This is a genomic window from Mucilaginibacter sp. (assembly GCF_965201005.1).
Classification (GTDB): Bacteria; Bacteroidota; Bacteroidia; order Sphingobacteriales; family Sphingobacteriaceae; genus Mucilaginibacter_A.
In genome coordinates this window covers 3,471,522-3,493,884 of the sequence record NZ_OZ241747.1, presented here as the reverse complement: position 1 = coordinate 3,493,884, position 22,363 = coordinate 3,471,522, and the positions used below count along the sequence as shown (strand labels likewise).

General features: G+C 43.3%; 19 protein-coding genes. 4 read left to right on the top strand and 15 right to left on the bottom strand.

Annotation, left to right across the window (positions count from 1 at the left end; genetic code table 11):
• Positions 1–76: 76 nt before the first annotated feature.
• The 10 genes from ACOFKR_RS15905 to pdxA all read right to left on the bottom strand — a co-directional run bounded on the left by ACOFKR_RS15905 (position 77) and on the right by pdxA (position 8,989).
• The gene (locus ACOFKR_RS15905) at positions 77–1,651 is read right to left on the bottom strand and encodes a M28 family peptidase (protein ID WP_419801784.1); all 1,575 of its coding nucleotides are present in this window, start codon (positions 1,649–1,651) and stop codon (positions 77–79) included.
• 7 nt (positions 1,652–1,658) lie between these two features.
• On the bottom strand, positions 1,659–2,081 hold the full coding sequence (rpiB, locus tag ACOFKR_RS15900; RefSeq protein ID WP_419801783.1) for a ribose 5-phosphate isomerase B: 423 nt from the start codon (positions 2,079–2,081) through the stop codon (positions 1,659–1,661).
• 38 nt (positions 2,082–2,119) lie between these two features.
• On the bottom strand, positions 2,120–2,995 hold the full coding sequence (gene tatC / locus ACOFKR_RS15895) for a twin-arginine translocase subunit TatC (protein ID WP_419801782.1): 876 nt from the start codon (positions 2,993–2,995) through the stop codon (positions 2,120–2,122).
• 72 nt (positions 2,996–3,067) lie between these two features.
• Positions 3,068–4,411: an acetyl-CoA carboxylase biotin carboxylase subunit gene (gene accC / locus ACOFKR_RS15890; RefSeq protein ID WP_419801781.1), complete on the bottom strand. Its 1,344-nt coding sequence runs from the start codon at positions 4,409–4,411 to the stop codon at positions 3,068–3,070.
• A gap of 71 nt (positions 4,412–4,482) precedes the next feature.
• Positions 4,483–4,962, bottom strand: a complete 480-nt coding sequence (accB, locus tag ACOFKR_RS15885; protein ID WP_419801780.1) for an acetyl-CoA carboxylase biotin carboxyl carrier protein — start codon at positions 4,960–4,962, stop codon at positions 4,483–4,485.
• Between the two features lie 82 nt (positions 4,963–5,044).
• Complete coding sequence (locus ACOFKR_RS15880; protein ID WP_419801779.1) at positions 5,045–6,034, bottom strand: beta-ketoacyl-ACP synthase III; 990 nt, start codon at positions 6,032–6,034, stop codon at positions 5,045–5,047.
• Positions 6,035–6,041: 7 nt separating this feature from the next.
• A complete protein-coding gene (locus ACOFKR_RS15875; RefSeq protein ID WP_419801778.1) occupies positions 6,042–6,980 on the bottom strand; it encodes a phosphate acyltransferase in 939 nt (312 codons plus the stop codon).
• Between the two features lie 14 nt (positions 6,981–6,994).
• A complete protein-coding gene (rpmF, locus tag ACOFKR_RS15870; RefSeq protein ID WP_419801777.1) occupies positions 6,995–7,186 on the bottom strand; it encodes a 50S ribosomal protein L32 in 192 nt (63 codons plus the stop codon).
• 20 nt (positions 7,187–7,206) lie between these two features.
• Positions 7,207–7,731 carry a YceD family protein gene (locus ACOFKR_RS15865; RefSeq protein ID WP_419801776.1) on the bottom strand — a complete coding sequence of 175 codons (525 nt, stop codon included), beginning with the start codon at positions 7,729–7,731 and terminating at the stop codon, positions 7,207–7,209.
• Positions 7,732–7,933: 202 nt separating this feature from the next.
• Positions 7,934–8,989 (bottom strand): 4-hydroxythreonine-4-phosphate dehydrogenase PdxA, encoded by a 1,056-nt coding sequence (gene pdxA, locus ACOFKR_RS15860; RefSeq protein WP_419801775.1) that lies wholly within the window; start codon positions 8,987–8,989, stop codon positions 7,934–7,936.
• Positions 8,990–9,077: 88 nt separating this feature from the next.
• On the opposite strand from pdxA, the gene rsmA reads away from it, so the two are divergent.
• The 4 genes from rsmA to ACOFKR_RS15840 are packed head-to-tail and all read left to right on the top strand — an operon-like array spanning position 9,078 to position 10,616.
• A complete protein-coding gene (gene rsmA / locus ACOFKR_RS15855) occupies positions 9,078–9,848 on the top strand; it encodes a 16S rRNA (adenine(1518)-N(6)/adenine(1519)-N(6))-dimethyltransferase RsmA (RefSeq protein WP_419801774.1) in 771 nt (256 codons plus the stop codon).
• A 53-nt stretch (positions 9,849–9,901) separates the two neighbouring features.
• Positions 9,902–10,141 (top strand): DUF433 domain-containing protein, encoded by a 240-nt coding sequence (locus ACOFKR_RS15850; RefSeq protein ID WP_419801773.1) that lies wholly within the window; start codon positions 9,902–9,904, stop codon positions 10,139–10,141.
• Entirely contained in the window at positions 10,125–10,451 is a 327-nt protein-coding gene (locus tag ACOFKR_RS15845; protein WP_419801772.1) for a hypothetical protein, read from the top strand. Before ACOFKR_RS15850 ends, ACOFKR_RS15845 begins: the two co-directional genes overlap by 17 nt.
• Positions 10,452–10,484: 33 nt before the next feature.
• Positions 10,485–10,616, top strand: a complete 132-nt coding sequence (locus ACOFKR_RS15840; protein ID WP_419801771.1) for a hypothetical protein — start codon at positions 10,485–10,487, stop codon at positions 10,614–10,616.
• A gap of 343 nt (positions 10,617–10,959) precedes the next feature.
• Here the strand turns inward: ACOFKR_RS15840 and bglX are convergent, their stop codons facing one another.
• The 5 genes from bglX to ACOFKR_RS15815 all read right to left on the bottom strand — a co-directional run bounded on the left by bglX (position 10,960) and on the right by ACOFKR_RS15815 (position 22,201).
• Complete coding sequence (gene bglX, locus ACOFKR_RS15835; RefSeq protein WP_419801770.1) at positions 10,960–13,260, bottom strand: beta-glucosidase BglX; 2,301 nt, start codon at positions 13,258–13,260, stop codon at positions 10,960–10,962.
• A 191-nt stretch (positions 13,261–13,451) separates the two neighbouring features.
• Positions 13,452–14,828: a glucoamylase family protein gene (locus ACOFKR_RS15830; protein ID WP_419801769.1), complete on the bottom strand. Its 1,377-nt coding sequence runs from the start codon at positions 14,826–14,828 to the stop codon at positions 13,452–13,454.
• A gap of 55 nt (positions 14,829–14,883) precedes the next feature.
• On the bottom strand, positions 14,884–16,437 hold the full coding sequence (locus tag ACOFKR_RS15825; RefSeq protein WP_419801768.1) for a RagB/SusD family nutrient uptake outer membrane protein: 1,554 nt from the start codon (positions 16,435–16,437) through the stop codon (positions 14,884–14,886).
• Between the two features lie 10 nt (positions 16,438–16,447).
• Positions 16,448–19,471, bottom strand: coding sequence for a SusC/RagA family TonB-linked outer membrane protein (locus ACOFKR_RS15820; protein ID WP_419801767.1), 3,024 nt, complete (start codon positions 19,469–19,471; stop codon positions 16,448–16,450).
• A gap of 309 nt (positions 19,472–19,780) precedes the next feature.
• Entirely contained in the window at positions 19,781–22,201 is a 2,421-nt protein-coding gene (locus ACOFKR_RS15815) for an AsmA family protein (RefSeq protein WP_419801766.1), read from the bottom strand.
• Positions 22,202–22,363 lie beyond the last annotated feature (162 nt).

Sequence of the window (22,363 nt, the reverse complement as noted above, 5' to 3'; positions counted from 1 at the left end):
GATTTAGCTTTTAACGTAAAACTGGCCGTTGCGTTGTTAATTGGCAAATTTTATACCGATAAAAACAGTATCGATATTATTGACTATTGGTCATGTTGCTTTTAACATCCACAACCGGCCTTTCATCCCGGTTTGCCAAATCCCAACCGGTATAAAAAACCAATTGCGCACGTTTTACCAGCATCGGGAAGTTTATTTTGCTTACTTCATCGCCCGGACGGTGGTAATCCTGGTGCTCGCCATCAAAATAAAAGATAATCGGTACACCGTGTTTGGCAAAGTTGTAATGGTCTGATCGGTAATAAAAACGGTTCGGGTCATTCGGGTCATCGTATTTATAATCCAGATCCAGTTTGGTATATTTATTATTTGCTTCCTCGGTAACTTTTCGCAAAGTAGTGCTCAGCATGGCAGAACCGATTACATAAACATAGTTGGATGAATCCGCTTTGCCCTGATAGTCGTAACCGGTGCGGCCGATCATATCAATATTCAAATCGGCAATAGTTTGGTTGAGCGGAAAAACCGGATGGTCAGTATAATATTCTGATCCTAACAAACCTTTTTCTTCGCCCACATTGCCCAAAAACAAAATGCTGCGGCGCGGGCCATGTCCGTCTTTTTTTGCTGCCGTAAAAGCACGTGCAATTTCTAAAATCCCGGTTGTGCCGGAACCGTCATCATCGGCACCGTTGTTTACTTTATCCGTTCCGGTGGTGGTTAATCCGATGTGGTCATAATGCGCAGAAAACACCAGTATTTCATCTTTCAGTTTTGAGTCTGATCCGGGCAATAAACCCAGCACATCTACTGCTTTTGCCGGTTTGGTTTCGGTATGATAATCAGCAGTAAAATCAACTTTCAAAACTTTTGCAGTTACGTTGCCTTCTGCGGATGCTTTTTTTAGCTGCTCAAATGTTTGTCCGGATGATTTTACCAACTCATCAGCAACAGGTATGGTAATGTTGATAACCGGTGCCTGCTGCGGTGTGGCTGCTGAGGTTTCTTTTTTAAGCGATAAACTGCTTCCTGTAAAACTGGAACCCAAACGTTTAAGCACATCAGCGATGCCGGTATTGGCAGCCAAAATAGCAGCCGGATGTTTGCTTTGCAATTCTTTTACAATTTTATTCCGGGCTGCGCTGATGCGGTAACTGGTGTTGGTTGTGGTGCCGGTTCCAGGTTTATCTTCATTGATCCAAACCAAAACTTTGCCTGTGATATCGGTATTGCCTACTTCTTCGGGCGTGCCGTATCCTACAAAAACTACGTCTTTGGTGCGTAAAGATGTATTGCTGTACGTGCCTCTCATTAAAAAATCCCTGCCGTTTTCAAAAGATTGATTGTTGACTTTAAAAGCGGTTACTTTCAAACTTTTATCTTCCAGCGGAACATCCAGAAAATACGAACCGTTGACCGGTGCTCTTAAACCTAATTTTTTAAACTCACCGGCAAGGTAATTGGCTGCTTTTTCTGCACCTGGTTTGCCGGTTTCGCGCCCTTCAAAAGCATCAGAAGCAATGATAGTGAGGTGTTTTCTGGCATCGTCTGCCGTAATGTAAGCGGCATATTTTTGTTCCGGGTTTTGTTTTTGTGCTTTGGCGGCGATAACAAAAAAACCGAGCGAAGCACATAAAATTATTTTTTTCATAATGGTTTTAGCAGGAAATCTTGTTTACCCGGGTTTGGTGACGGCCGCCTTCAAAATCCGTAGTTAAAAAAATTTCGGTAATTTCCTGTGCTTCTTTTATCGGTATAAATCTGGCGGGCAGGCACAAAATGTTGGCGTTGTTGTGTTTGCGCGCCAAACTGGCCAACTCAGTGTTCCAGCAAATTGCCGCACGGATGCCCTGATGTTTGTTGGCAGTAATCGCGATGCCATTTCCGCTTCCGCAAATCAAAATGCCCAGGTCAAATTCTTTGTTTTCTACTGCGGAAGAAACCGGATGCGCAAAATCAGGATAATCAACCGAACCGGAAGAATACGTACCGAAATCCCTGATTTCATGTTCTTTAAGAAATTCAGTCAAAGCTTCTTTTAATTCAAAACCGGCATGGTCTGCACCGATGGCTATTTTCATAATTGCAATTTTATACCGATAAAAACAGTATGGCCGATTTAGGATTCCATCAGTTCGTTGTGCTTTAAGGCACGGCGTTTATCCACTGCGGCGGCAACAAAAATACTGGCTTCAAACAACAAAAATAACGGGATACTTACTACCGTCATGGTCAGCATATCCGGTGTTGGCGTTACCACTGCGGCCACAATCAGGATGATGATAATGGCATAACGGCGGGATTCGCGCATAAATTTGGCCGTGAGCAAACCCATGGTCGATAAAATATAAATCAAAATGGGCAGCTCAAAAACAGCTCCAGTTGCCAGCGTTAAGGTTGCTACGGATGAAATGTAAGAATCAATGCTAAATAAATTTTGGATGGAGTCACTTACATTATAACCTGCCAAAAAACTGAGAGACATGGCCGTAATCACAAAATAACCAAATAAAACACCCAGTAAAAACAGTATCGAAGCATAAAAAACAAAGCCGCTGGCTGCCTTGCGCTCTTTATCGTGCAAAGCCGGTTTGATAAAAAGCCAAACCTCATACAGCAAATACGGGAAGCCCAATGCCAGGCCAATCATAAATGAGGAATTGATTTGTAGCGTAAACTGGCCCGCCATTTCTGTATTAATCAAATGGATGTTGATTTTATCTATACAAAACCCCGGCCGGTGCAGGTAAGCCCCAAGTTCGCAAAGCATCCGGTATGTCCAAAAGGATGTTCTGCTTGGCCCCATAATTACGGTGTTGAAAAAGAAGTCGTAAAAATAAAATGCCAGACTGGTAAAAAGCACAATGGCAATCGCCGAGCGAATTAAATGCTTGCGGAGCACATCTAAGTGATCAAAAAAAGACATTTCGGCTTCCAGGTTCGTGCCTTTCTCTTTGAGGGCTTTAAACAGTTTATTATCTTTAAGATCGCTCATATTTCAGTAGAAACAAAAATACCATTCTTTGGGATTCAGAATGGTATTTACGTTTAAATTTATAATCGGTTTTTAGTCTTCGGTGTATTCAAAAGTTTCCATAAACTTTGTGGTAAAATTACCAGCCCTGAAATTTGGGTCTTGCATAAGTTTAAGGTGAAAAGGAATGGTGGTTTTTACACCTTCGATCACAAATTCACTGAGCGCACGTTCCATCGTGTTCAAAGCTTCTTCGCGGGTTTGCGCCACACAAATCAGTTTGGCAATCATCGAATCATAATTCGGCGGGATCACGTAGCCGGAATAAACATGCGTATCCACCCGGACACCATGGCCGCCCGGCGAATGAAAATTAGTGATTTTTCCGGGGGAAGGACGAAAGTTGTTCATCGGATCTTCTGCATTGATCCTGCATTCAATAGCGTGCATGGTTGGCTCATAATTTTTACCGGAAATCGGCACGCCTGCTGCTACTTTTATCTGCTCTTTTATCAGGTCGAAGTTGATCACTTCTTCGGTGACCGGATGCTCTACCTGGATGCGGGTGTTCATCTCCATAAAATAAAAATCGCGGTTTTTATCAACCAAAAACTCCACGGTCCCGGCACCTTCGTATCTTACAGCTTTGGCACCTTTGATGGCTGCCTCGCCCATTTTACGGCGTAGTTTTTCTGTCATGAACGGGGAAGGGGACTCTTCAACCAGTTTTTGATGACGGCGCTGGATCGAACAATCACGTTCGGATAAATGGCAAACCTTGCCAAACTGATCTCCGATCACCTGGATTTCGATATGCCGCGGATCTTCCACATACTTTTCCAGATAAATCCCATCGTTTCCAAAAGCGGCTCCGGCTTCAGCACGGGCAGAATCCCAGGCAGCTTCAAAAGCCTCATCTTTCCAAACGATGCGCATTCCGCGGCCGCCGCCACCGGCAGTTGCTTTTAAAATAATCGGATAACCGATTTTATTTGCTACCTGAATACCTTGCTTTACATCAGTCAGCAAGCCGTCAGAGCCCGGAATGGTAGGTACGCCTGCTTTCTTCATGGTGTCTTTTGCAGATGCTTTATCACCCATAGAATCAATCTGGGCGGCTGTAGCACCAATAAACTTGATACCATATTCTGCACAAATGGCCGAAAATTTGGCATTTTCGGATAAAAATCCATAACCCGGATGGATGGCGTCCGCATTGGTCAATTCTGCTGCGGAAATGATATTCGGGATGCTTAAGTAAGAATCTTTACTGGCCGGCGGCCCGATACAAACGGCTTCATCCGCAAAGCGAACATGCAGGCTGTCGCGGTCCGCAGTAGAGTAAACGGCTACTGTTTTTATCCCCATTTCTTTGCAGGTGCGGATAATACGTAACGCAATTTCGCCGCGGTTGGCTATCAATATTTTTTTGAACATTACTTAAAGAAACTTTGAAAATGAATAGCTAAAAGAAGCACCAAAATTATACCGGTAAAAACAGTATGTGCTTAAGCCGGGTCAACTACAAACAAAGGCTGGTCGTACTCAACCGGCGAAGCGTTATCCACCAAAATCTTAACAATACGGCCGGAAACTTCAGATTCAATTTCGTTGAACAACTTCATCGCTTCGATAATACAAAGCACATCGCCGCCTTTTATTTCATCGCCCACATTTACTAAAAGTGGTTTTTCCGGTGATGCAGAACGGTAAAAAGTACCGATCATGGGTGATTTTACGGTAATGTATTTAGATGTGTCTTCTGCCTGCGGCGCAACAGCCGTAACTACCGGCGTGGTAACCGTGATAGACGGAACAACTGTGTTTTCTGCCGATGCCGCCGGAATTGTGGTAGTTACTACTCCGGTTTGCGGCTGGTTGGTTTTGATCGTGATTTTAAAATCCTGCTGTTCAATAGAAACCTCGTTAACCCCTGATTTGGAAACGAATCGGATTAAATCCTGAATTTGCTTAATATCCATGTCCATTTTTGTTGTTTCGTGTAATTATTTAGGGTGATTATAATTGGCAGGCTAATTTATCATTAAATAACAAAAAATGCGGCTAAAATCAATAAGCCCATTTAATGTAGGCCGCACCCCAGGTAAAGCCTCCGCCAAAAGCAGCCAGAACCAGGTTGTCACCTTTTTTTAATTTGCTTTCCCACTCCCACAAACATAGTGGGATGGTGCCGTTGGTTGTATTGCCATAACGCTCAATGTTGACCATCACTTTTTCCGGGCCAACGCCCATGCGGTTTGCCGTAGCATCGATAATGCGTTTATTGGCCTGATGCGGTACTAACCAATTCACGTTTTCTGCGTTAAGGTTGTTACGTTCCATAATTTCGGCAGCAGATTCGGCCATGTTGGTTACGGCAAATTTAAAAACGGCTTTTCCTTCCTGATAAACATAATGCTCGCGGGCATCAATGGTTTCGTGGCTGGTTGGTTTTACCGAGCCTCCGGCTTTTTGGTGTAAATGGATGATGCCGTTTCCGTCACTGTGCAGGTTGGCATCAATCAAGCCATACCCTTCGGTGTTTGGTTCGAGCAAAACTGCACCGCAGCCATCGCCAAAAATAATACAGGTTGCCCGGTCCTGATAATCAATAATAGACGACATTTTATCGCCTGCCACCACTAATACTTTTTTGTGCATCCCGCTTTCGATAAACTGGGCACCAACCGTTAACCCGTATAAAAAACCGGAGCAGGCCGCTTGTAAATCAAAACCCCATGCTTTGTTTGCACCTACTTTTGCGGTAATGATATTGGCCGTGGCCGGGAAAGGCATATCGGGCGTGGTGGTACAAAAAATCAGTAAATCTATTTCTTCGGGATCAATGCCCCGTTTTTCCAACAAGCCGTTTATCGCCGGAACTGCCAGATCAGAAACGCCTAAACCTTCACCTTTTAAAATCCGGCGTTCACGGATGCCTGTTCTGCTTAAAATCCATTCATTATTGGTATCCACCATTGTTTCCAGTTCCTGATTTGTGAGCACATAATCAGGCACATAACCATTTACAGCAGTAATTGCGGCGTAAATTTTATCCATATCAATATTAAAGGAAAGCTTTTTTGATTTTTTCGATCAGGCCTGATTTAACCGTATTTCTGGAAAGCATAATCATACCTTTTATCGCTTCCGGATTAGAAATCCCATGGCCGATAATAACCGGCGCATTGACACCTAAAATCGGGCTTCCGCCATACTGTTCGTAGTTAAACCGATCAAAAAATTCATCCCGGATGCCTTTTTTCGTGGTAACATCATAAAAATTTTCAGCCAGTTTCAGGATGACGTTTCCGGTAAAGCCGTCACAAACAAAAACGTCGGCATCATCTGTGAACAACCCTCTGCCTTCAATATTACCTACAAAATTAAATTGTTGGTGGCCATCCATCAGCGGATAGGTAGCCTGGGCAAGTAAATTGCCTTTTTCTTTTTCCTCGCCAATATTGATCAAACCTACTTTTGGGTTATCAATATGGTATAGTGATTCTGCCATCAAACTGCCCAAAATGCCAAACTGCACCAGTATGTCCGGTTTGCAATCCGCATTGGCACCAACATCTAAAATAATGCCGTGGCCGCCGTTTAGTTTCGGTACGATACCCGCGATAGCAGGCCGGATAATACCCGGAATAGCTTTTACGCTAAACATAGCACCAACCAGCATGGCACCCGTGTTTCCGGCAGAAGCAAAAGAATCAATTTTGCCTTCTTTTAACAGAGAAAACCCAATGCCGATGCTGGAATTGGGTTTTTGTGCGATTGCTTTGGTAGGATGTTCGCCCATACCGATAACTTCGGTGGTATGAACGTACTCAAACTTATTTTCGTCGAAATTCTTTTCCCGGATGATTTTCAGGGCAAAACCCTGATCTCCGATCAAAATTAATTTTTCATCGGGCAACAAAAAGTTACAGCTAACGATTGCCCCCAAAACTGCTGCTTCAGGAGCGAAATCGCCACCCATAATATCTAAGCCAATCCTCATTTTCGGGAAATAAACTAAGCTACTGTTGCGCGTTCGATCAATAATTTTCCGTTAAAGTAAACGTTACCGTCAACCGTGTAAGCTCTGTGCGGCAAGTGTACGGCACCGGTAGTTTTGCAGGTGGTCAGGGTTGGGGCTTCCGCTTTGTAATGGGTACGGCGTTTATCTCTTCTGGATTTGGATATTTTTCGTTTTGGATGTGGCATGATTCAATCGTATTTAAAATTTATTTAATGTTTTTTAACACGTTCCAACGAGGGTCCGGGTCAATATTTTCTTCTTCTCTTCCCGAAAGCTTTTTCAGCTTATCAAGCATTTCCTGGTCGCAAAACGGCGTATTACCAATATTACCGCAAACACTGGTTAGCGGCATGGCCAGGTTAATGTATTCGTAAATTAATCTAGACAGATCAAGCTCAAAATCATTCCGTGTCAGGTACATAATTTCGTCGTCTTCTTCTTCAGGTTCTGCCTCACCAAATTTCACAATCTGCCTCTCAGCCACTGCAACCGTTTCCGGAAACTCAGCTAAACAATGATCGCACGAACGATCTGCCACACCATTGATCGTAAAACCAAGCAGCAGCATTGTTTCCTGCTTTTCCAGTTCAACTTTGCAATCCAGTTTGCCTTTTTTTACCAATGAATATTCAAACTCGTTAAAAAAAGCATCTGTGATTTCAAATTCATAATGGTGCTTTCCAAGTTTCAGCCCCTTAAAAGAAATCGAATATGCTTTAAGCGTTTTCAATGAGCGGTAATTAGCCCGCAAATTTAGGAAAAATTACACAACTGGAAATAGTTTTTTCCAAAATGAAAATAGGTCGATAAAAGAAACATTTGATTTATATTAAAAAACTGAAAATCAATAAATTATATTTTATAATGCTTCTTTTATGCTGGTAAAAACAGTATCCATAACGTTGCCTGTCTGATTTTTATAGAAATTCAAATCAATCCCGGTCCCGGCTGAACTTGCTGAATTTCAATGGGTTTTTTAGCAATTCTGCAGATTCTGTACGCGCTTTGACCACGTGCACCGCTGTAAAAACCGCTTCCCGGAAGGAAGTTGGAGAGGCCATGTTTTTTCCGGCAATTGCGTAACCCGTTCCATGGTCCGGCGATGTGCGCACGCGGTTTAAACCGGCCGTAAAATTCACGCCCAGATCAAAAGCGGTATTTTTGAACGGGATCAAACCCTGATCGTGGTACATGGCCAGCACGGCATCAAAATTTTTGTAAGTACAGTTGCCAAAAAAACCATCAGCCGGAAACGGGCCGGAGCACAGAATGCCTTCATTATTAGCGTGTTCTATCGCCGGGATGATCGTGAGCTGTTCTTCAATACCGATCAACCCATTGTCGCCTGCGTGCGGATTTAAGCCCAAAACGGCAATCCGTGGTTTGCGGATCCAGAAATCCTGTTTCAAACTCTGGTTCATCAGGTTCAGTTTTGAGAGGATGTTGGCCACCGTAATTTTTTCGCTGATCTGCGAAACCGGAATATGGCCCGTAACCACGCCCACGCGCAGTTCATCACTCACCAAAAACATTAACGAATCTGTTGCACCGCAGCGTTCCTGTAAATATTCGGTATGGCCCGGGAAATTAAAATTTTCGCTCTGGATGTTGTGTTTGTTGATCGGCGCAGTTACCAAAGCATCAATTTTACCTGCAATCAAATCGTTTGTGGCGCGTTCCAGCGAGATAAAAGCATATTTTCCACCGGTTTCATTGGCTTCGCCGAAGTTGATTTTTACATCTTCTTCCCAGCAATTAATCAGGTTCGGTTTTTTCGGATTCGCCTGTTCCGGTTCATCAATCACGTTAAAATTAAAATCATTTAAACCCAGATTTTTACGGTTGTACGAAGCAATTTTGGTGTTGCCATACACAATCGGCGTACAGTAATTCAGTATCATCGCATCTGCAAATGTTTTGATGATGACTTCCATGCCGATGCCATTTACGTCGCCGATGCTGATCCCGACTTTTATTTTTTCACTCATTGGATTATCGATACAAATAAAAAATGCCCGGCCGCAAAAGCCGGATAAAGTACAAATATGACGTATTTTGCAGTAATTTAACCAGCAGATGCAATTAGTTAAAGCGAAAAAACATTTAGGCCAGCATTTTTTGACCGATAAAAACATTGCCGCCAAAATTGTAAACAGTTTAAAAACGGAAGGTCAGGTGCTGGAAGTTGGGCCCGGAATGGGCATTTTGTCTGATTTTTTGTTGCAGAAACCTGAACTGGACGTTTTTATGGTTGATATTGATACAGAATCTTATCAGTTTCTGCAAAAAAAATATCCGCAACTGGGCGAAAAATTAATTAATGCTGATTTTTTGCAGATGGGTTTTGATGCTGTTTTTACCGGTGTTTTTTCGGTGATCGGCAATTTTCCCTACAATATTTCGTCCCAAATTTTATTTAAAATTTTAGATGACCGCAACAAAATACCGGAAGTGGTGGGCATGTTTCAGAAAGAAGTTGCCGAGCGCTGCGCCGCCAAACCGGGAAGCAAAGAATATGGTATTTTGAGCGTGTTTTTGCAGGCTTATTATAAAGTTGAATATTTATTTACGGTGAAAGCAGGCGTATTTAACCCGCCGCCAAAAGTTTTATCAGCCGTAATCCGTCTCAGCAGAAATGAAATCAAGGAACTGGATTGTGATGAAAAACTTTTCTGGCAGGTTGTAAAAGCAGGTTTCAACCAACGTAGAAAAACGTTGCGTAATGCGCTTTCTTCGCTCATCAACAAAGAAAAAATGACGGAAGAACCAATGCTGGATTTGCGTGCGGAAAGGTTGAGTGTTGCAGATTTTGTTTGGTTGACGAATTTGATTGTGGAGAATAGATGAAGTATATAAAGCTAATAGTCTTTACTGCAAATATTTTTCTTTAAATTCGTTTTATGAACATTCATCAAATCATCAGTATTGATCAAGATATTTTGGGCGGCCAACCTGTTTTTAAAGGAACACGTGTGCCGGTTGAAAGCTTTTTTGATCATTTAGAAGCTGGTGTTCCGCTTGATGAATTTTTAGATGACTTTCCCACTGTATCCAAAGAGCAGGCAGTTGCTTTATTAACCGTTGCAAATAAAATCATGACTTCTAAAAACGCAGCTCAGTTATATGCAACTGTTGCTTGACGAAAATTTGCCAAAACGGCTAAAGCAGGACTTTTATGAACATGAAATTTATACCGTTAGAGACAAACAATGGAATGGAATCAAGAACGGAGAATTGTTAAAACTTCTTGTTGAAAACTCATTTGATGCACTCCTGACTTATGACAAAAACCTGCAATACCAGCAAAATTTTTCAAAATATACAATAACCGTTTTTGTATTGACAGCAAAAATTAATCAATACGCAGAGTTAAGAAAACTAACACCTCAAATCAAAGCATATTTGAGTCAAGGGCAAATGCAAAGTGGTCCTGTTATTATTTCCCTTTAACTTAAAGCAGGTTTCAACCAACGTAGAAAAACGTTGCGTAATGCGCTTTCTTCGCTCATCAACAAAGAAAAAATGACGGAAGAACTAATGCTGGATTTGCGTGCGGAAAGGTTGAGTGTTGCAGATTTTGTTTGGTTGACGAATTTGATTGTGAAGAATAGATGAAGTATTTCTTAAATTTGATTTAAACAATTGAAGATGAATATAGAAGCCGAAAAATCGAATTGTTGAAACTGATTCTGAAAACAGAAATCGAAGCAATTATTCAAGAAATCACGAGAATTTTTTAAAAAGACAAGAAACTGATTTTGGGATGAATTGCTGGATCAAGTCAAAAAGCATTAAATACGTCATTATGAACCATCGATTTTTTTAGCATTTATGACAATACCCGGTTTTTATCAGCCTAAATTAATAGTGCTAAAAGAAGCATTGACCTTTCCGCAAAAACAATTTTGAATTCAAGGCTTTTTTCTGGCTGATGATCCAAGACTGCAATTTAAACCGGTTATGGCAGCAAACTGAACGATGCTTCTTTTACATCCCGGGAATTAGTGCCGGTATAAACTTTAAAACCGCCGGTTTCAGAATCAAATTTCAACTCAGAATTATAAAACTTCAGATCATTGTTGTTGATGGTAAACTGCACATTGCGACTTTCGCCTTGTTTCAGGAAGATTTTTTGAAAAGCTTTCAGTTCTTTTACCGGCCGCGTAATTGATCCGACCAAATCCTGAATATACATTTGCACTACTTCTTCGCCATCAAAATTGCCGGTGTTGGTTACTTTTACCGATACGTGCAATTCGTCCTTTTTATGCATTTGTGCTTTGTCCAACACGGGTTTTTCATAGGTAAAAGAAGTATAGCTCAACCCAAAACCAAAAGGGTACAACGGATCATTGGAAACATCGAGATAATTGGAACGGAATTTTTGAAACCATTCGCCTTCAGCCAGCGGCCGGCCGGTATTTTTGTGGTTGTAGGCCAACGGTATCTGACCCACGTTTTGCGGGAAAGTAGCCGTCAATTTCCCGCTTGGGTTAATAGCACCAAATAATACGTCCGAGATTGCATCGCCAGCTTCCGATCCGCCAAACCACACGTTTAAAATAGCCGGCACATTTTTGTTTTCCCAGGTGAGGTCAAGCGGGCGGCCGGTAAACAAAACCAACACCACCGGTTTGCCGGTTTTTAATAAAGCCTGCATCAAATCTTGCTGAATTTGCGGCACTTTAATATTGCTGCGGCTGCTGCTTTCGCCGCTCATTTCTGCAGCTTCTCCTCCGGCCACTACAATTACATCGGCTTTTTCGGCTGTTTTTAAAGCTTCTTTCAGGATTTCTTCACTGGGTCTTGGATCCCGGTGCAATGATTTGCCAAACATTGTTGCCCTGGCTTCAAAGGCAGAATCTGCATCCAGATTAGAACCTTTGGCATACAAGATTTTGGCTTTGCTGCCTGCTGCTTCTTTTAATGCAGTCAACAATGATTTGTATTTTGTGGCATCCGCGGCAACGCTCCAGGTGCCGGTCATGTTTTCTTTACTGTCTGCCAGCGGGCCGATCAGGGCAATTGTGCCTGTTTTTTTAAGCGGCAAAATATGGTTTTCGTTTTTGAGGAGGACAAAACTTTTGGTAGCAGTTTCGCGGGCAATTTTGCGGTTTGCTTCGGTATAAATTTCGGTTTGTGCCCTTTTTAGGTTACAAAAACGGTACGGATCGGCAAATAAACCCAGATCATATTTGGCTTCCAGAATCCGACGGCAGGCCTGGTCGATTTCCTGCTGCGTTACTTTTCCCTGTGCCAAAGATTTTTTCAGGGTTGATAAAAAGCCTTCGCCAACCATGTCCATATCTACCCCGGCACGCAAAGCCAATGCAGAAACCTGCTGCAAATCGCCCATGCCATGTGCTGTCATTTCGTTAATACCGGTATAATCCGTTACCACAAAACCTTTAAAGCCCCACTGGTTTCGTAAAACATTGGTCAGCAGCCATTTATTGCCCGTTGCCGGGATGCCGTCCACCTCATTGAACGAAGCCATTACGCTTCCGGCACCGGCATCAACCGCTGCTTTATAGGGCGGAAAGTAATCATTATACATTCTTAGATGGCTCATATCCACGGTGTTGTATTCCCGGCCTGCTTCTACCGCACCATACAAAGCGTAATGTTTTACGCAGGCCATAATGCGGTTTGATTGCGTATAATCTTTGCCCTGATAACCTCGGACCATTGCCCGCGCAATTTGCGAACCGAGGTACGGATCTTCGCCGGAACCTTCCGACACGCGGCCCCAGCGAGGGTCACGGGAAATATCTACCATTGGCGAAAATGTCCAGCAAATCCCATCGGCACTGGCTTCCGAAGCGGCAATTTGTGCGCTGCGTTCTATCGCCGGTAAATCCCAGCTGCAGGATAGGCCCAAAGGGATCGGGAAAACCGTTTCGTAACCGTGTATCACGTCCATGCCAAAAATCATCGGGATTTTTAAACGGCTTTTCTCAATCGCCAGCTGCTGCACGGCACGTATTTTTTCTACGGATTTGATGTTGAACAATCCGCCGACTTCGCCTTTTTCAATTTTTTGGGCGATGCCGGAATTGGTTGCCGTGCCGGTTGTAAAATCGCCTGAACTGGGCAAATTCAGCTGGCCGATTTTTTCCTCCAGTGTCATTTTTTTCATCAGCGCAGCAACAAAAGCGTTCTTTTTCTGCTGGTCAGCAGTTGCCGTTTTTTGCTGGCTAAAAACAGCATCCGAAAAAAAGGTTGCTAAAAACAGTATCGCGTAAAAAGGGAATTTCATAAGATCAATATTATTAGATAAAGATTTGTTGGACAGCTTTCCTGCGGATTTGGCAGCTTTGCATGTTCATGTGCAACATATGGTTTTAAAAGTTTGTGTTTCCTTACAAAATTATGCCTTTTACTGTACAGAAACAATTCGGCACCTAAAAATAGCCGATAAAAACAGTATGGCAAATAGAAGGAAATTTTTTATTTTGATTTAGGTTCCGGATAGGTAAAGCCCAATTTTGTCAATCCTGTTTTAACTTCCGGGCAGCTCATAAACAATTTCCACAGCAAACCCGAACGTGCATTTTCCAGCATCACTACCTGCGGCCCCTGATCAATGCCCAAATATTTATGCGGAAACCAGTTGGCCGTTTCGCTAAAAGCATCATAAAAACCATATTCGCCCCAAACTTTATCACCCAAATCTTCATACAAATGCCGGATTACTTTCATCGATTCTTTGGGCGTGTAAGGATAGGAAGATATGGCCGCTGTTGGCGCAATCACACCGAGGTCATCCTTCAAATTAGAATTATGCGCGGCATAACCATTTATAGAATAACTGGCCGTCAGCCCCCAGCAATTTTCGCCATAACCTATATAATGTTTTGGGTTTTCGAGGCAATAAGCACGGTTGATCAGTGTATGATTGGTGTTGTGCAGCCAGTAATCGGCATATTTATCTTTCAATCCTTTTGGGTTGAGGCCGAGATAGGAATAATGCGCCCAAAAAAGCGGCCCAACATAATCTCCGGGTGCTACGTTGTGTTTTAAAGTGATCAAATAGCCATACGGTTTGATGTTGGTTTCGATTTCGCCGCCCCGCGCCCAGCCATCGTGGTAAACCGCCGCGGGCACGCCGTGTGTTGGCGAACTTCCGCCTAAAACATACAAAATCAGGCATTCGTTATAACCTGTAACCGGAAAATTTTCGATCCAATTATACTGCGGCGACCAGTGCCAGTAAAGCACGTTGTGGTTATTTTGCCGGTACCAGTTGTAATCTACCGCTTTCCAGATTTTGTCGATGCGTTTAGAGAGTTTTTTTTCCTGCGGATTTCCGTGTGCATAATATTGGCGCACACAGAGCAAACCCTGCATCAAAAAGGAAGTTTCCACCAAATCCCCGCCGTTATCGGTTTTGCCAAAAGCTTTGATTTTTCCGTTGGGAAGCATCCAGTGCGAATATGCGCCGTGATAACGATCTGCTTTCTCCAGGAAAGCCACAATCTTTTCAAAGCGTTCCGTGCCTTGTTTTCGGGTGATAAAATGGCGTTCCATCCCAACCAAAATCGCCATTACGCCAAAACCGGAAGCACCGGTGGCGATAGTTGTAGAATCGTGGTCCGGGTAAATACCATCCATGTGCACGCGCTCGTGCGCCAGGCCTGAGGTTGGTTCTGCACCTTGCCAGAAATATTGAAACGTGCGTTTTTGCACCGTGTCCAGCAGTTGGTTATCAGTTAATTTTTTTTTGTTTTGAGCCGAAACCGGTAACGAAAAAAGGCCGATAAAAACAGTATGCAGCAGCAAGGCAGCGATGATAACGGTTTTGCCTGATGCTTCTTTTACTGGCATAAATTTGGGGTTTTAAAGTAAAGCCAAACAACTGTGCCTGGCTTTGGTAAGCTAATTAATAACCGGGATTTTGCTTCAGATTGCCACTGCTCAAATCAATTTGTGTTTGCGGGATGGGGAACAAAGCCCGTGTTGCCGACCAGGTTTTACCGCCATCCGCAGCAAAAGCCGCGGCCGCACGTCCGGGTTGCACGGCATCCTGCCGAACCAGATCAAAGAAACGGTCATGCTCCATGGCCAGTTCTACCCGGCGTTCGTGCCAAATGGCGGGCAGCGTTGCCGTTACGTTTTGTAAGCCAGCCCTTGTCCGCACCAAATTCAAATCTGTGGTAGCAACGCCAAGATTGCCTAATTGAAAAGCAGCTTCAGCATTGATCAGCAACACATCGGCATAACGCAGAATGCGCACCTGTTTTGGCAAACGATCGGTGTTGCCGCCGCAGTTGGCTTCTGCCGTGCGGCTGTGATAAGCTTTGTAACTATAGCGTGAATTTTGAACCGAATCCTGACTTGGGATCCGAAATCCATCAAACAAAACCGTACCGGAAGAATTGGTTCCGTTGGTTGGGTTGATGAAAATAATCGTTCCGTTTTTGCGTACATCGCCGGCTTCGTATTCGTTTACCAAACTGGATGTTGGATTATTGAAACCGAAACCTAAATCAGACCAGCCGTATTTGCCGCCAGCGCGCGGCCCTTGCGAAACAGTGTACAAATTGATGCCGGCCGAACAATCTTTGTTAATGCCAGCCTGAATTTCAAAAAGTGATTCGGAATTGTTGTTGCCGCCATCTCCGTTCACGGCGTTCTGCCGCCAAATCAATGAATAATCTTTCACCAGTGAATATTTTCCACCCGTAATCACTGCTTGCGAAAGATCATACGCTTTCTGGTAATTTTTCATGTACAGATATACTTTCGCTTCCAAACCTTGTGCGGCACTTTTGGTGGCACGGCCAACATCGGTTGCACCTTTGTCGGGCAGGTTGGCAACGGCAAAATCCAGATCGCTTACAATAAAAGCATAAATATCAGCCGCGGAAGCGCGCGTTTGTAAAGCTGCACTATTGGCTTCACCAACACTTGGCACATGGTCTAACTTTGGCACACCGCCAAACAACCGAACTAAATTAAAGTAAAAATAGGCACGTAAAAAACGTGTTTCGGCAATCAACTTGTTTTTGGTGACAGCATCAAAAGTTGCGGTTTGCAACTGGCCCAACGCCTGATTGGTGCGTGCAATGCCTTGATAATGGCCGTTCCAAACGTTGTTGACCACGCCGTTTGTGGCAGGCGTTTGCAGGTTGTCAATTTGCAAGGCATCGCCATAATCAGCCGGAGAGCTGCCTTTGTCGCCATCATCGGAAGCAATATCCGTCATGATCACAAACTGAAAACTATCAATATCAGGGGCAAAACCGCCGATGTAAAAAACGTTATAAATGCCCGTCACTAAATTTTGCGCTGCCGCAGGATCAGTGGCAATTTGTGCCTGCGTAATTTGCCCTTGCGGGTTCACGTCCAAATATCTTTTGCAGCCATCAAACCCGATGGACAACAAAGCCACGGCGGCCACAAGGGATGCTTTTTTTATCAGTGTTTTTTTCATGTGAAGAGAATTAAAATTGAAGGTTTAGGCCGAATGAAAAGGTACGGATGGTTGGATAAGTGCCCAACTCAATGCCCGATCCCAGGATGTTGGTGGTATTATCACTTAAACCTTGTAACTCCGGGCTAAAACCGCTGTAACGTTTTGCCGTAAACAAATTCTGTGAAGTGGCATAAATCCGCAGGCGGGAAATTTTGGCCCGTTTCAATAGTTCTGAAGGAATAGTATAACCAACAGAAACATTGTTTAAGCGCAAAAATGCACCGGATTCGATAAAATAAGTAGAAGCCGGTGTGGATTGTGAGATTACGTTTGGATTGATATTGGACGGATTGGAAGCCGTCCAGCGGTTATCCGCATAATTAGCTTCGATGTTATCTTCGGGGCTGCTGCGGAAAGCTTTTTTACCGTTATAAATTTTGTTGCCCCAGTTGCCGTAAAAATCAGCGTTGAAATCAAAAGCATCATAACTCATGGTTAAATTAAAGCCACCAAAAAACTTAGGCTGATAAGAACCGGCATAAATACGGTCGTTGGCATCAATTTTACCATCACCATTAATATCAGCATACATTAAACCACCAACCACCGGTGCATAACCGCCCGAACCTTTTGGAGCCGCCGCCACTTGCGCCGCGTTTTGGAAAACGCCCGTGGCCTGCAACACATAAAAACTGGCAATTGAGTGGCCGTTATCTGTGCGGGTAACATTGCCTTGGCCGCCAACGCCGCCGCCTTGCAAAGCCTGTCCGCCGTTTAAGCCGGTTACCATATTTTTATTGTAACTGAGGTTGGCACCGATACTATATTTGAATTTGGGGCCGATTTTATCGTTCCAATTCAAAGAAACCTCTGCACCTTCATTTTTATAGGAAGCTGCGTTGGTTACAAACTGGTTATCAGGATCGCCCAAAATCCCAGGAATGGAAACGTAAGTCAGTGCGTTTTTAACTTTTTTGTTGTAATAGTCCGCTTCACCGGTCAGGCGGTTGTTTAAGAAACCGTATTCTACACCCAGATCCAGCTGGTCTGTCGTTTCCCATTTCAGGTTGGTATCTTTAATATCCTGGATCACGCTGCCATAAGTAAGCGTGCCATTATTAAAGTAATATGGCTGATTGATGGACGCCGTAACCACATACAAACCTGTACCGATATTATCATTGCCCAACTTGCCATAACTGCCGCGCAATTTTAGGTTGCTAAAAACAGTACTGTTCTTCATGAAATCCTCTTCGGAAATTAACCAGCCTGCACCAACGGTGTAGAAATTACCATAACGGGAACTGAAACGCGAACTGCCGTCACGACGAAAAGTGCCGCTCAACAAATATTTTCCTGCAAAGCTGTAATTGGCACGGGCAAAATACGATTCGCGGGTGTATAAATCGCCGCTGTTGGCATCCAAAGCATTCAAGCTCGGATCGCCTAAACTCAGATACCATTCATCCGGGCTTGTAGGCACGTTGATCCGGCTTCCGTTAATAAAGCTCGACTTGAATTTCTCGACCGAATATCCGCCCAAAACTGTCAAATGACTTTGTCCGAAAATTTGATCATATGTAGCCGTATTGTCCCAAACGTAATGGAAAGAATTGTTTTGCTCCACACTCAGCGCGCTGTTGTTTTGTCGTTGATTGCCACCTGCAATGGTAAAAGTGCTGGCATCGTTGTTATATTGATAAAGGTAAGAACGGTTGTTGTTGAACACAATATCATCGTTAAAAGCAGTATGCAGTTTCAAAAACTTTAGCGGGTTGTAATCCAAAGCCAGGTTTCCCTGCACACGGTTGCCAATATTTAGTGTATTGGTTTTATCGATTTGCAACAAAGGGTTGCCCACATTTCCCCAGGCGGAAGTATTACCATATAAACCATTATCGGTTTTTGCCGGGATAACAGGTGCTGCACGATAAATGCTGTTGTAGGTATCGCCCAAAGGCACGGCACGTTCTGCCCCTCTGGAGAGTGAAAGTTGCGAGCTTAGTTTGATTTTGTCAGAAATATTCACGCTGGAATTTTCGCGCAGCGTAAACCGCTGAAAATTATTGGTTTGAATAATGCCGTTGTTGGTGAGGTAGTTGGCACTTACAAAGTAATCAGCTTTATCAGATCCTCCTGAAACAGAAATATTGTGGTTCATCTGGAAAGCCTGGCGCAAAACGGCACCATACCAGTCGGTTGTTCCGGGTGTGGTCAATCCGGTAAGGTTAACAGAGGCCACTTTTGCCGGATCGGCATCGCCCAGATAAGAAACATATTGTGACCGATTGGCCATTTTTACTTTGTTGGCAATCTGGCTAAAGCCCGCATTGGCATCGTAACGTACAACCGGCGGTCCGTTTTTGCCTTTTCTGGTGGTGATGATGATGACGCCGTTGGCTCCGCGCACGCCGTAAATAGCTGCCGATGCATCTTTTAGCACATCTAAACTGATGATATCTGCGTTATTGATGTTGCGGATATCATCTGTTAAAACGCCATCAACAACATATAACGGTTCGGCACCGGCCAAAACAGAACCTGTACCACGGATGCGGACTTGCGGCTGCGAATTGGGTTGCCCGGATGAAATAACCTGTACGCCTGCCACTTTGCCCTGCAAGGCCTGGGTTGGCGTTTGCACGGGTTGTTTGGCCAGTTCTTCGCCATTTACGCTGGCCACAGAACCTGTAACATCGCGCCTGCGCTGCGTGCCGTAACCAATAACCACCACCTGAGCCAGCTGCTTGGTTTGGGCAGCAAGTTTTATGTTGATGGTTGTTTGATCAGTTACCGCAACTTCCTGCGTAGTATAACCGATGTAAGTAAAAGTTAAGCTTGAACCGGCTGGCGTACTGATGCCAAATTTGCCGTTCACATCGGTTACGGTGCCTGTTGTGGTGCCTTTAACTAAAACGCTTACGCCAATCAGGGTTTCGCCCGTAGTTGCATCGGTAACGGTGCCCGTTACTTTTTGCTGCGCAAAAGAAGCATTCAGAAAAAGAAAAAGCACCAGTACCGTACCGGCTAAGGTGGTAATTGTTCTTTTCATAAAGTTGGTGATTAATTGGTTTTGTTGCTGCAAAGCTATCAATAACAAATGGAGCCAGGAAAATAATCTTGCGGCCATCCGCGTAAATTTTCCGAATGACATTATCAACAGAAAACGCCCACTGCAAACATTTGTAAAATCTTATATCTTTAAAAGCTGTTGCATGCTTCTTTTATCACCTCAATTTTGTTTTGCTAATTTTTGCTGATGGGAAAATCCATCAAAAACCATCAAAATTTAGGTGATAAAAGAAGCATGGCCAATAAGTTTGATCGTTTGTTGAAGTGCTTTAAAAACTACAGCGCGCTGTCAGTCGTGGTTACTGTTCCAGCCGATTTTTATCTTTCCGTCTTCACCGTCCGAAGCCAGGATATGCAGTACGATACCTTTCATCCGCCGTTCTTTCAGCTCTTTTTTGTTCGTAATATCTTCATCTTTTTTCGGGTTGCGCAACGGTATGTCCAGCGCAATGTTGGTTCCTTTGGTAAAGCCGTAAACGCCGGCAACGTTCATGTTTAAAATACTGGAGTTGATCTGCATCGGTTGGATCCGGATTTTATCGCCCAGCAAATCAAACCTGCCGTTTAAATTATCAATGGTGATGTGATCCAGGTTGCGGAACGGAAAAGCAAATTTGCCAACATTTGTTATCGGTGTAAAATCTATCAAAGCACCTTTTTTCAGGTTGAGGTTTATCGTTCCGGATAAAGATTTCGGCACCAGTTTCCCCATGTCGGTAATGTTTCCGGCAATATTTGATCTCAGCGACAAAAAGCCACGCAGGTTTTTATAGCTAAAACCGGTTATGCCGAAATTGTCAAACGCGTAAAAAAAGTTGCCGATATTGGCATTGTTCACGTTGGTATTGATGGCAAAATGATTCAGGTTTCCGTTTTGGGCAATGCTTCCGTTCAAATTAAAAGTCCCGCCGGCACTTTTTGCATTTACGTTTTTTAAGCGGATACCGCTTTCCGAAACCAGTAAATCTGCCTTAACATCCGTAGCCAAAAACTTGTCATAATAAACCTTGTCAACCTGCAGGTGCATATCTGCCGTACCTTTTTCTAAAACAGTGCTTAACTGATCGGCAAAATTACTGTCGTTGCTTTTTTTGGCCGGTTTTTTTGCCCGGGAAGAAAGGTAGCCCAAAAACTCGCCCAGGTATAATTGCGGACTGCGGATTTGCCAATCGACCACAATTTTTTCCGGGGCAGAATAATACAGATTTTTAAAATTTTTAACGCTGCCTTCCATCGCCACAATGCTTTTCCCGCTTTGTAAACGGATGTTTTTCAGCAACAAATCCTCTCCCGAAAAATCCAGCAGAAGTGAAGTGTTTTTAAAGTTCAGTTTATTTTGCAGATAAGTAAAATCAGCGTTTTTAATATCGATAACACCGCCGATAGCTGGTTTTATAAATTTAAAATCAACAATATTTGCCCGGTATTTCAGGTTTACACTGGCGTTGCCTTTTGCAAAAACCATCGTTTCGCCAAACAAATGATTAAGCCTGGAAACGGCAAAATCTGATTTTAATGTTCCGGCCACAATCGGTTTGTTCAGGTTGCTGATGATGCCGGTATCAACTTTAAACGGTACTTGTTCGTAATTACCTTTCAGGCCAAATAATTCTATGGCAGAGTTTTCATCAGAAAGCGGTTTGCTTTTGTTGAAACTATTGGTGTAAACGCCCCGGAAACTGCAACTGTCAACCGTGCCTTCGGGCGTGGTAAGGGTATTGTTTTCCACTTTACAGTTTACATCGATGGAAGGATCTCCGGAAGAATTGAAATTACCGCCCAAAACACAATGCACCGCCAGCGGGTTTTTCAGGTCAAACCGGTTTAAATGTTCGGCAATATTTGGTGCCAGCAAAGCCGAAGCGTGTTTCCACAATAAGCTGTTTTCGGTAATGTCAAAAATAAAATCGCCGTCGCGTTTTTTGGTGAAAAACTTTGCACCGATGATGAAACCATCATCACCGATGTTCAAAACTTTTGGTTTAAGGCTGATGATGCCGCTGTTGTCGTCATAACTGGCTTCCAGATCGCCCCGAACTAATTTATCTTTAATAAAACTTCCGCGTAAAGTATTAAAAGCCAAGCTTTTGGCAAAAATTTTCAAGCTTACGGCGGCATTCCAGTTATTGCCCGGATAATCCATTTTACCGTTTAGCTCATCTACGTTAAACTGAAAAAGTTTATGTCCTTTCCGGTTGTCCAGCACGAATTGTACATCGTTCAAAGCAAACTTCCGCAGTTCGGTGTCAGAACTTTCATCTTTGTTTTTTTCTTTTTCAGGCTGTTTTTTTTTCTTGAGCACAGAGGTGTTGCTATAGCCTGTGCTATCCGTAAACAAATCAATTTTGGCCTGATCGATGCTGACTTTGTTGATCAAAATTGTGCCCTTAAACAAAGCAAATGTGTTTACCGAAATGTTTAAATCCTGCGCCTGCAGCAGCGTATGATGGTGTTTTTCCCACAAACTGTCTTTCAAAACCACATCTTTAAGCAAAAGCGAAATGTTTGGAAAACCTTTCAGAAAAGTTGGGTCCATACCACCAATGGTTAGTTTGCCGCCGTTTAAATTTTTGTTTAAAACTTTGGTTACATCGGTCAGGATAGATTTTTTGTTAAAACTGACGTACATCGTTATGGCAACGAGGGCGAACAGCAGCAATCCGGTAAGGACAGCAATTGTTTTGAGCACATTTTTTAACCAGCGCGGCATGTTTAATAAGGTTAGGTCTGAGGAAATGAAAATACGGTTTTTTTAAAGATTAACTGCACTACAAACCGCTTGCCGCATAGTTTTACGTGATAAAAACAGTATCTGCAAAAATTATTTTAAAATTATGCAACCAATCTGCCCAATAAATCATCTTGTTTGTAA

What these genes read in the sequence shown, in the direction of transcription:
- ACOFKR_RS15820 (WP_419801767.1), bottom strand. Translation starts at nt 19,471, where the DNA reads ATGAAAAGAACAATTACCACCTTAGCCGGTACGGTACTGGTGCTTTTT.
- ACOFKR_RS15815 (WP_419801766.1), bottom strand. Translation starts at nt 22,201, where the DNA reads ATGCCGCGCTGGTTAAAAAATGTGCTCAAAACAATTGCTGTCCTTACC.
- accC (WP_419801781.1), bottom strand. Translation starts at nt 4,411, where the DNA reads ATGTTCAAAAAAATATTGATAGCCAACCGCGGCGAAATTGCGTTACGT.
- ACOFKR_RS15825 (WP_419801768.1), bottom strand. Translation starts at nt 16,437, where the DNA reads ATGAAAAAAACACTGATAAAAAAAGCATCCCTTGTGGCCGCCGTGGCT.
- ACOFKR_RS15850 (WP_419801773.1), top strand. Translation starts at nt 9,902, where the DNA reads ATGAACATTCATCAAATCATCAGTATTGATCAAGATATTTTGGGCGGC.
- tatC (WP_419801782.1), bottom strand. Translation starts at nt 2,995, where the DNA reads ATGAGCGATCTTAAAGATAATAAACTGTTTAAAGCCCTCAAAGAGAAA.
- ACOFKR_RS15905 (WP_419801784.1), bottom strand. Translation starts at nt 1,651, where the DNA reads ATGAAAAAAATAATTTTATGTGCTTCGCTCGGTTTTTTTGTTATCGCC.
- rpiB (WP_419801783.1), bottom strand. Translation starts at nt 2,081, where the DNA reads ATGAAAATAGCCATCGGTGCAGACCATGCCGGTTTTGAATTAAAAGAA.
- ACOFKR_RS15880 (WP_419801779.1), bottom strand. Translation starts at nt 6,034, where the DNA reads ATGGATAAAATTTACGCCGCAATTACTGCTGTAAATGGTTATGTGCCT.
- pdxA (WP_419801775.1), bottom strand. Translation starts at nt 8,989, where the DNA reads ATGAGTGAAAAAATAAAAGTCGGGATCAGCATCGGCGACGTAAATGGC.
- bglX (WP_419801770.1), bottom strand. Translation starts at nt 13,260, where the DNA reads ATGAAATTCCCTTTTTACGCGATACTGTTTTTAGCAACCTTTTTTTCG.
- ACOFKR_RS15845 (WP_419801772.1), top strand. Translation starts at nt 10,125, where the DNA reads ATGCAACTGTTGCTTGACGAAAATTTGCCAAAACGGCTAAAGCAGGAC.
- ACOFKR_RS15875 (WP_419801778.1), bottom strand. Translation starts at nt 6,980, where the DNA reads ATGAGGATTGGCTTAGATATTATGGGTGGCGATTTCGCTCCTGAAGCA.
- rpmF (WP_419801777.1), bottom strand. Translation starts at nt 7,186, where the DNA reads ATGCCACATCCAAAACGAAAAATATCCAAATCCAGAAGAGATAAACGC.
- accB (WP_419801780.1), bottom strand. Translation starts at nt 4,962, where the DNA reads ATGGACATGGATATTAAGCAAATTCAGGATTTAATCCGATTCGTTTCC.
- ACOFKR_RS15830 (WP_419801769.1), bottom strand. Translation starts at nt 14,828, where the DNA reads ATGCCAGTAAAAGAAGCATCAGGCAAAACCGTTATCATCGCTGCCTTG.
- rsmA (WP_419801774.1), top strand. Translation starts at nt 9,078, where the DNA reads ATGCAATTAGTTAAAGCGAAAAAACATTTAGGCCAGCATTTTTTGACC.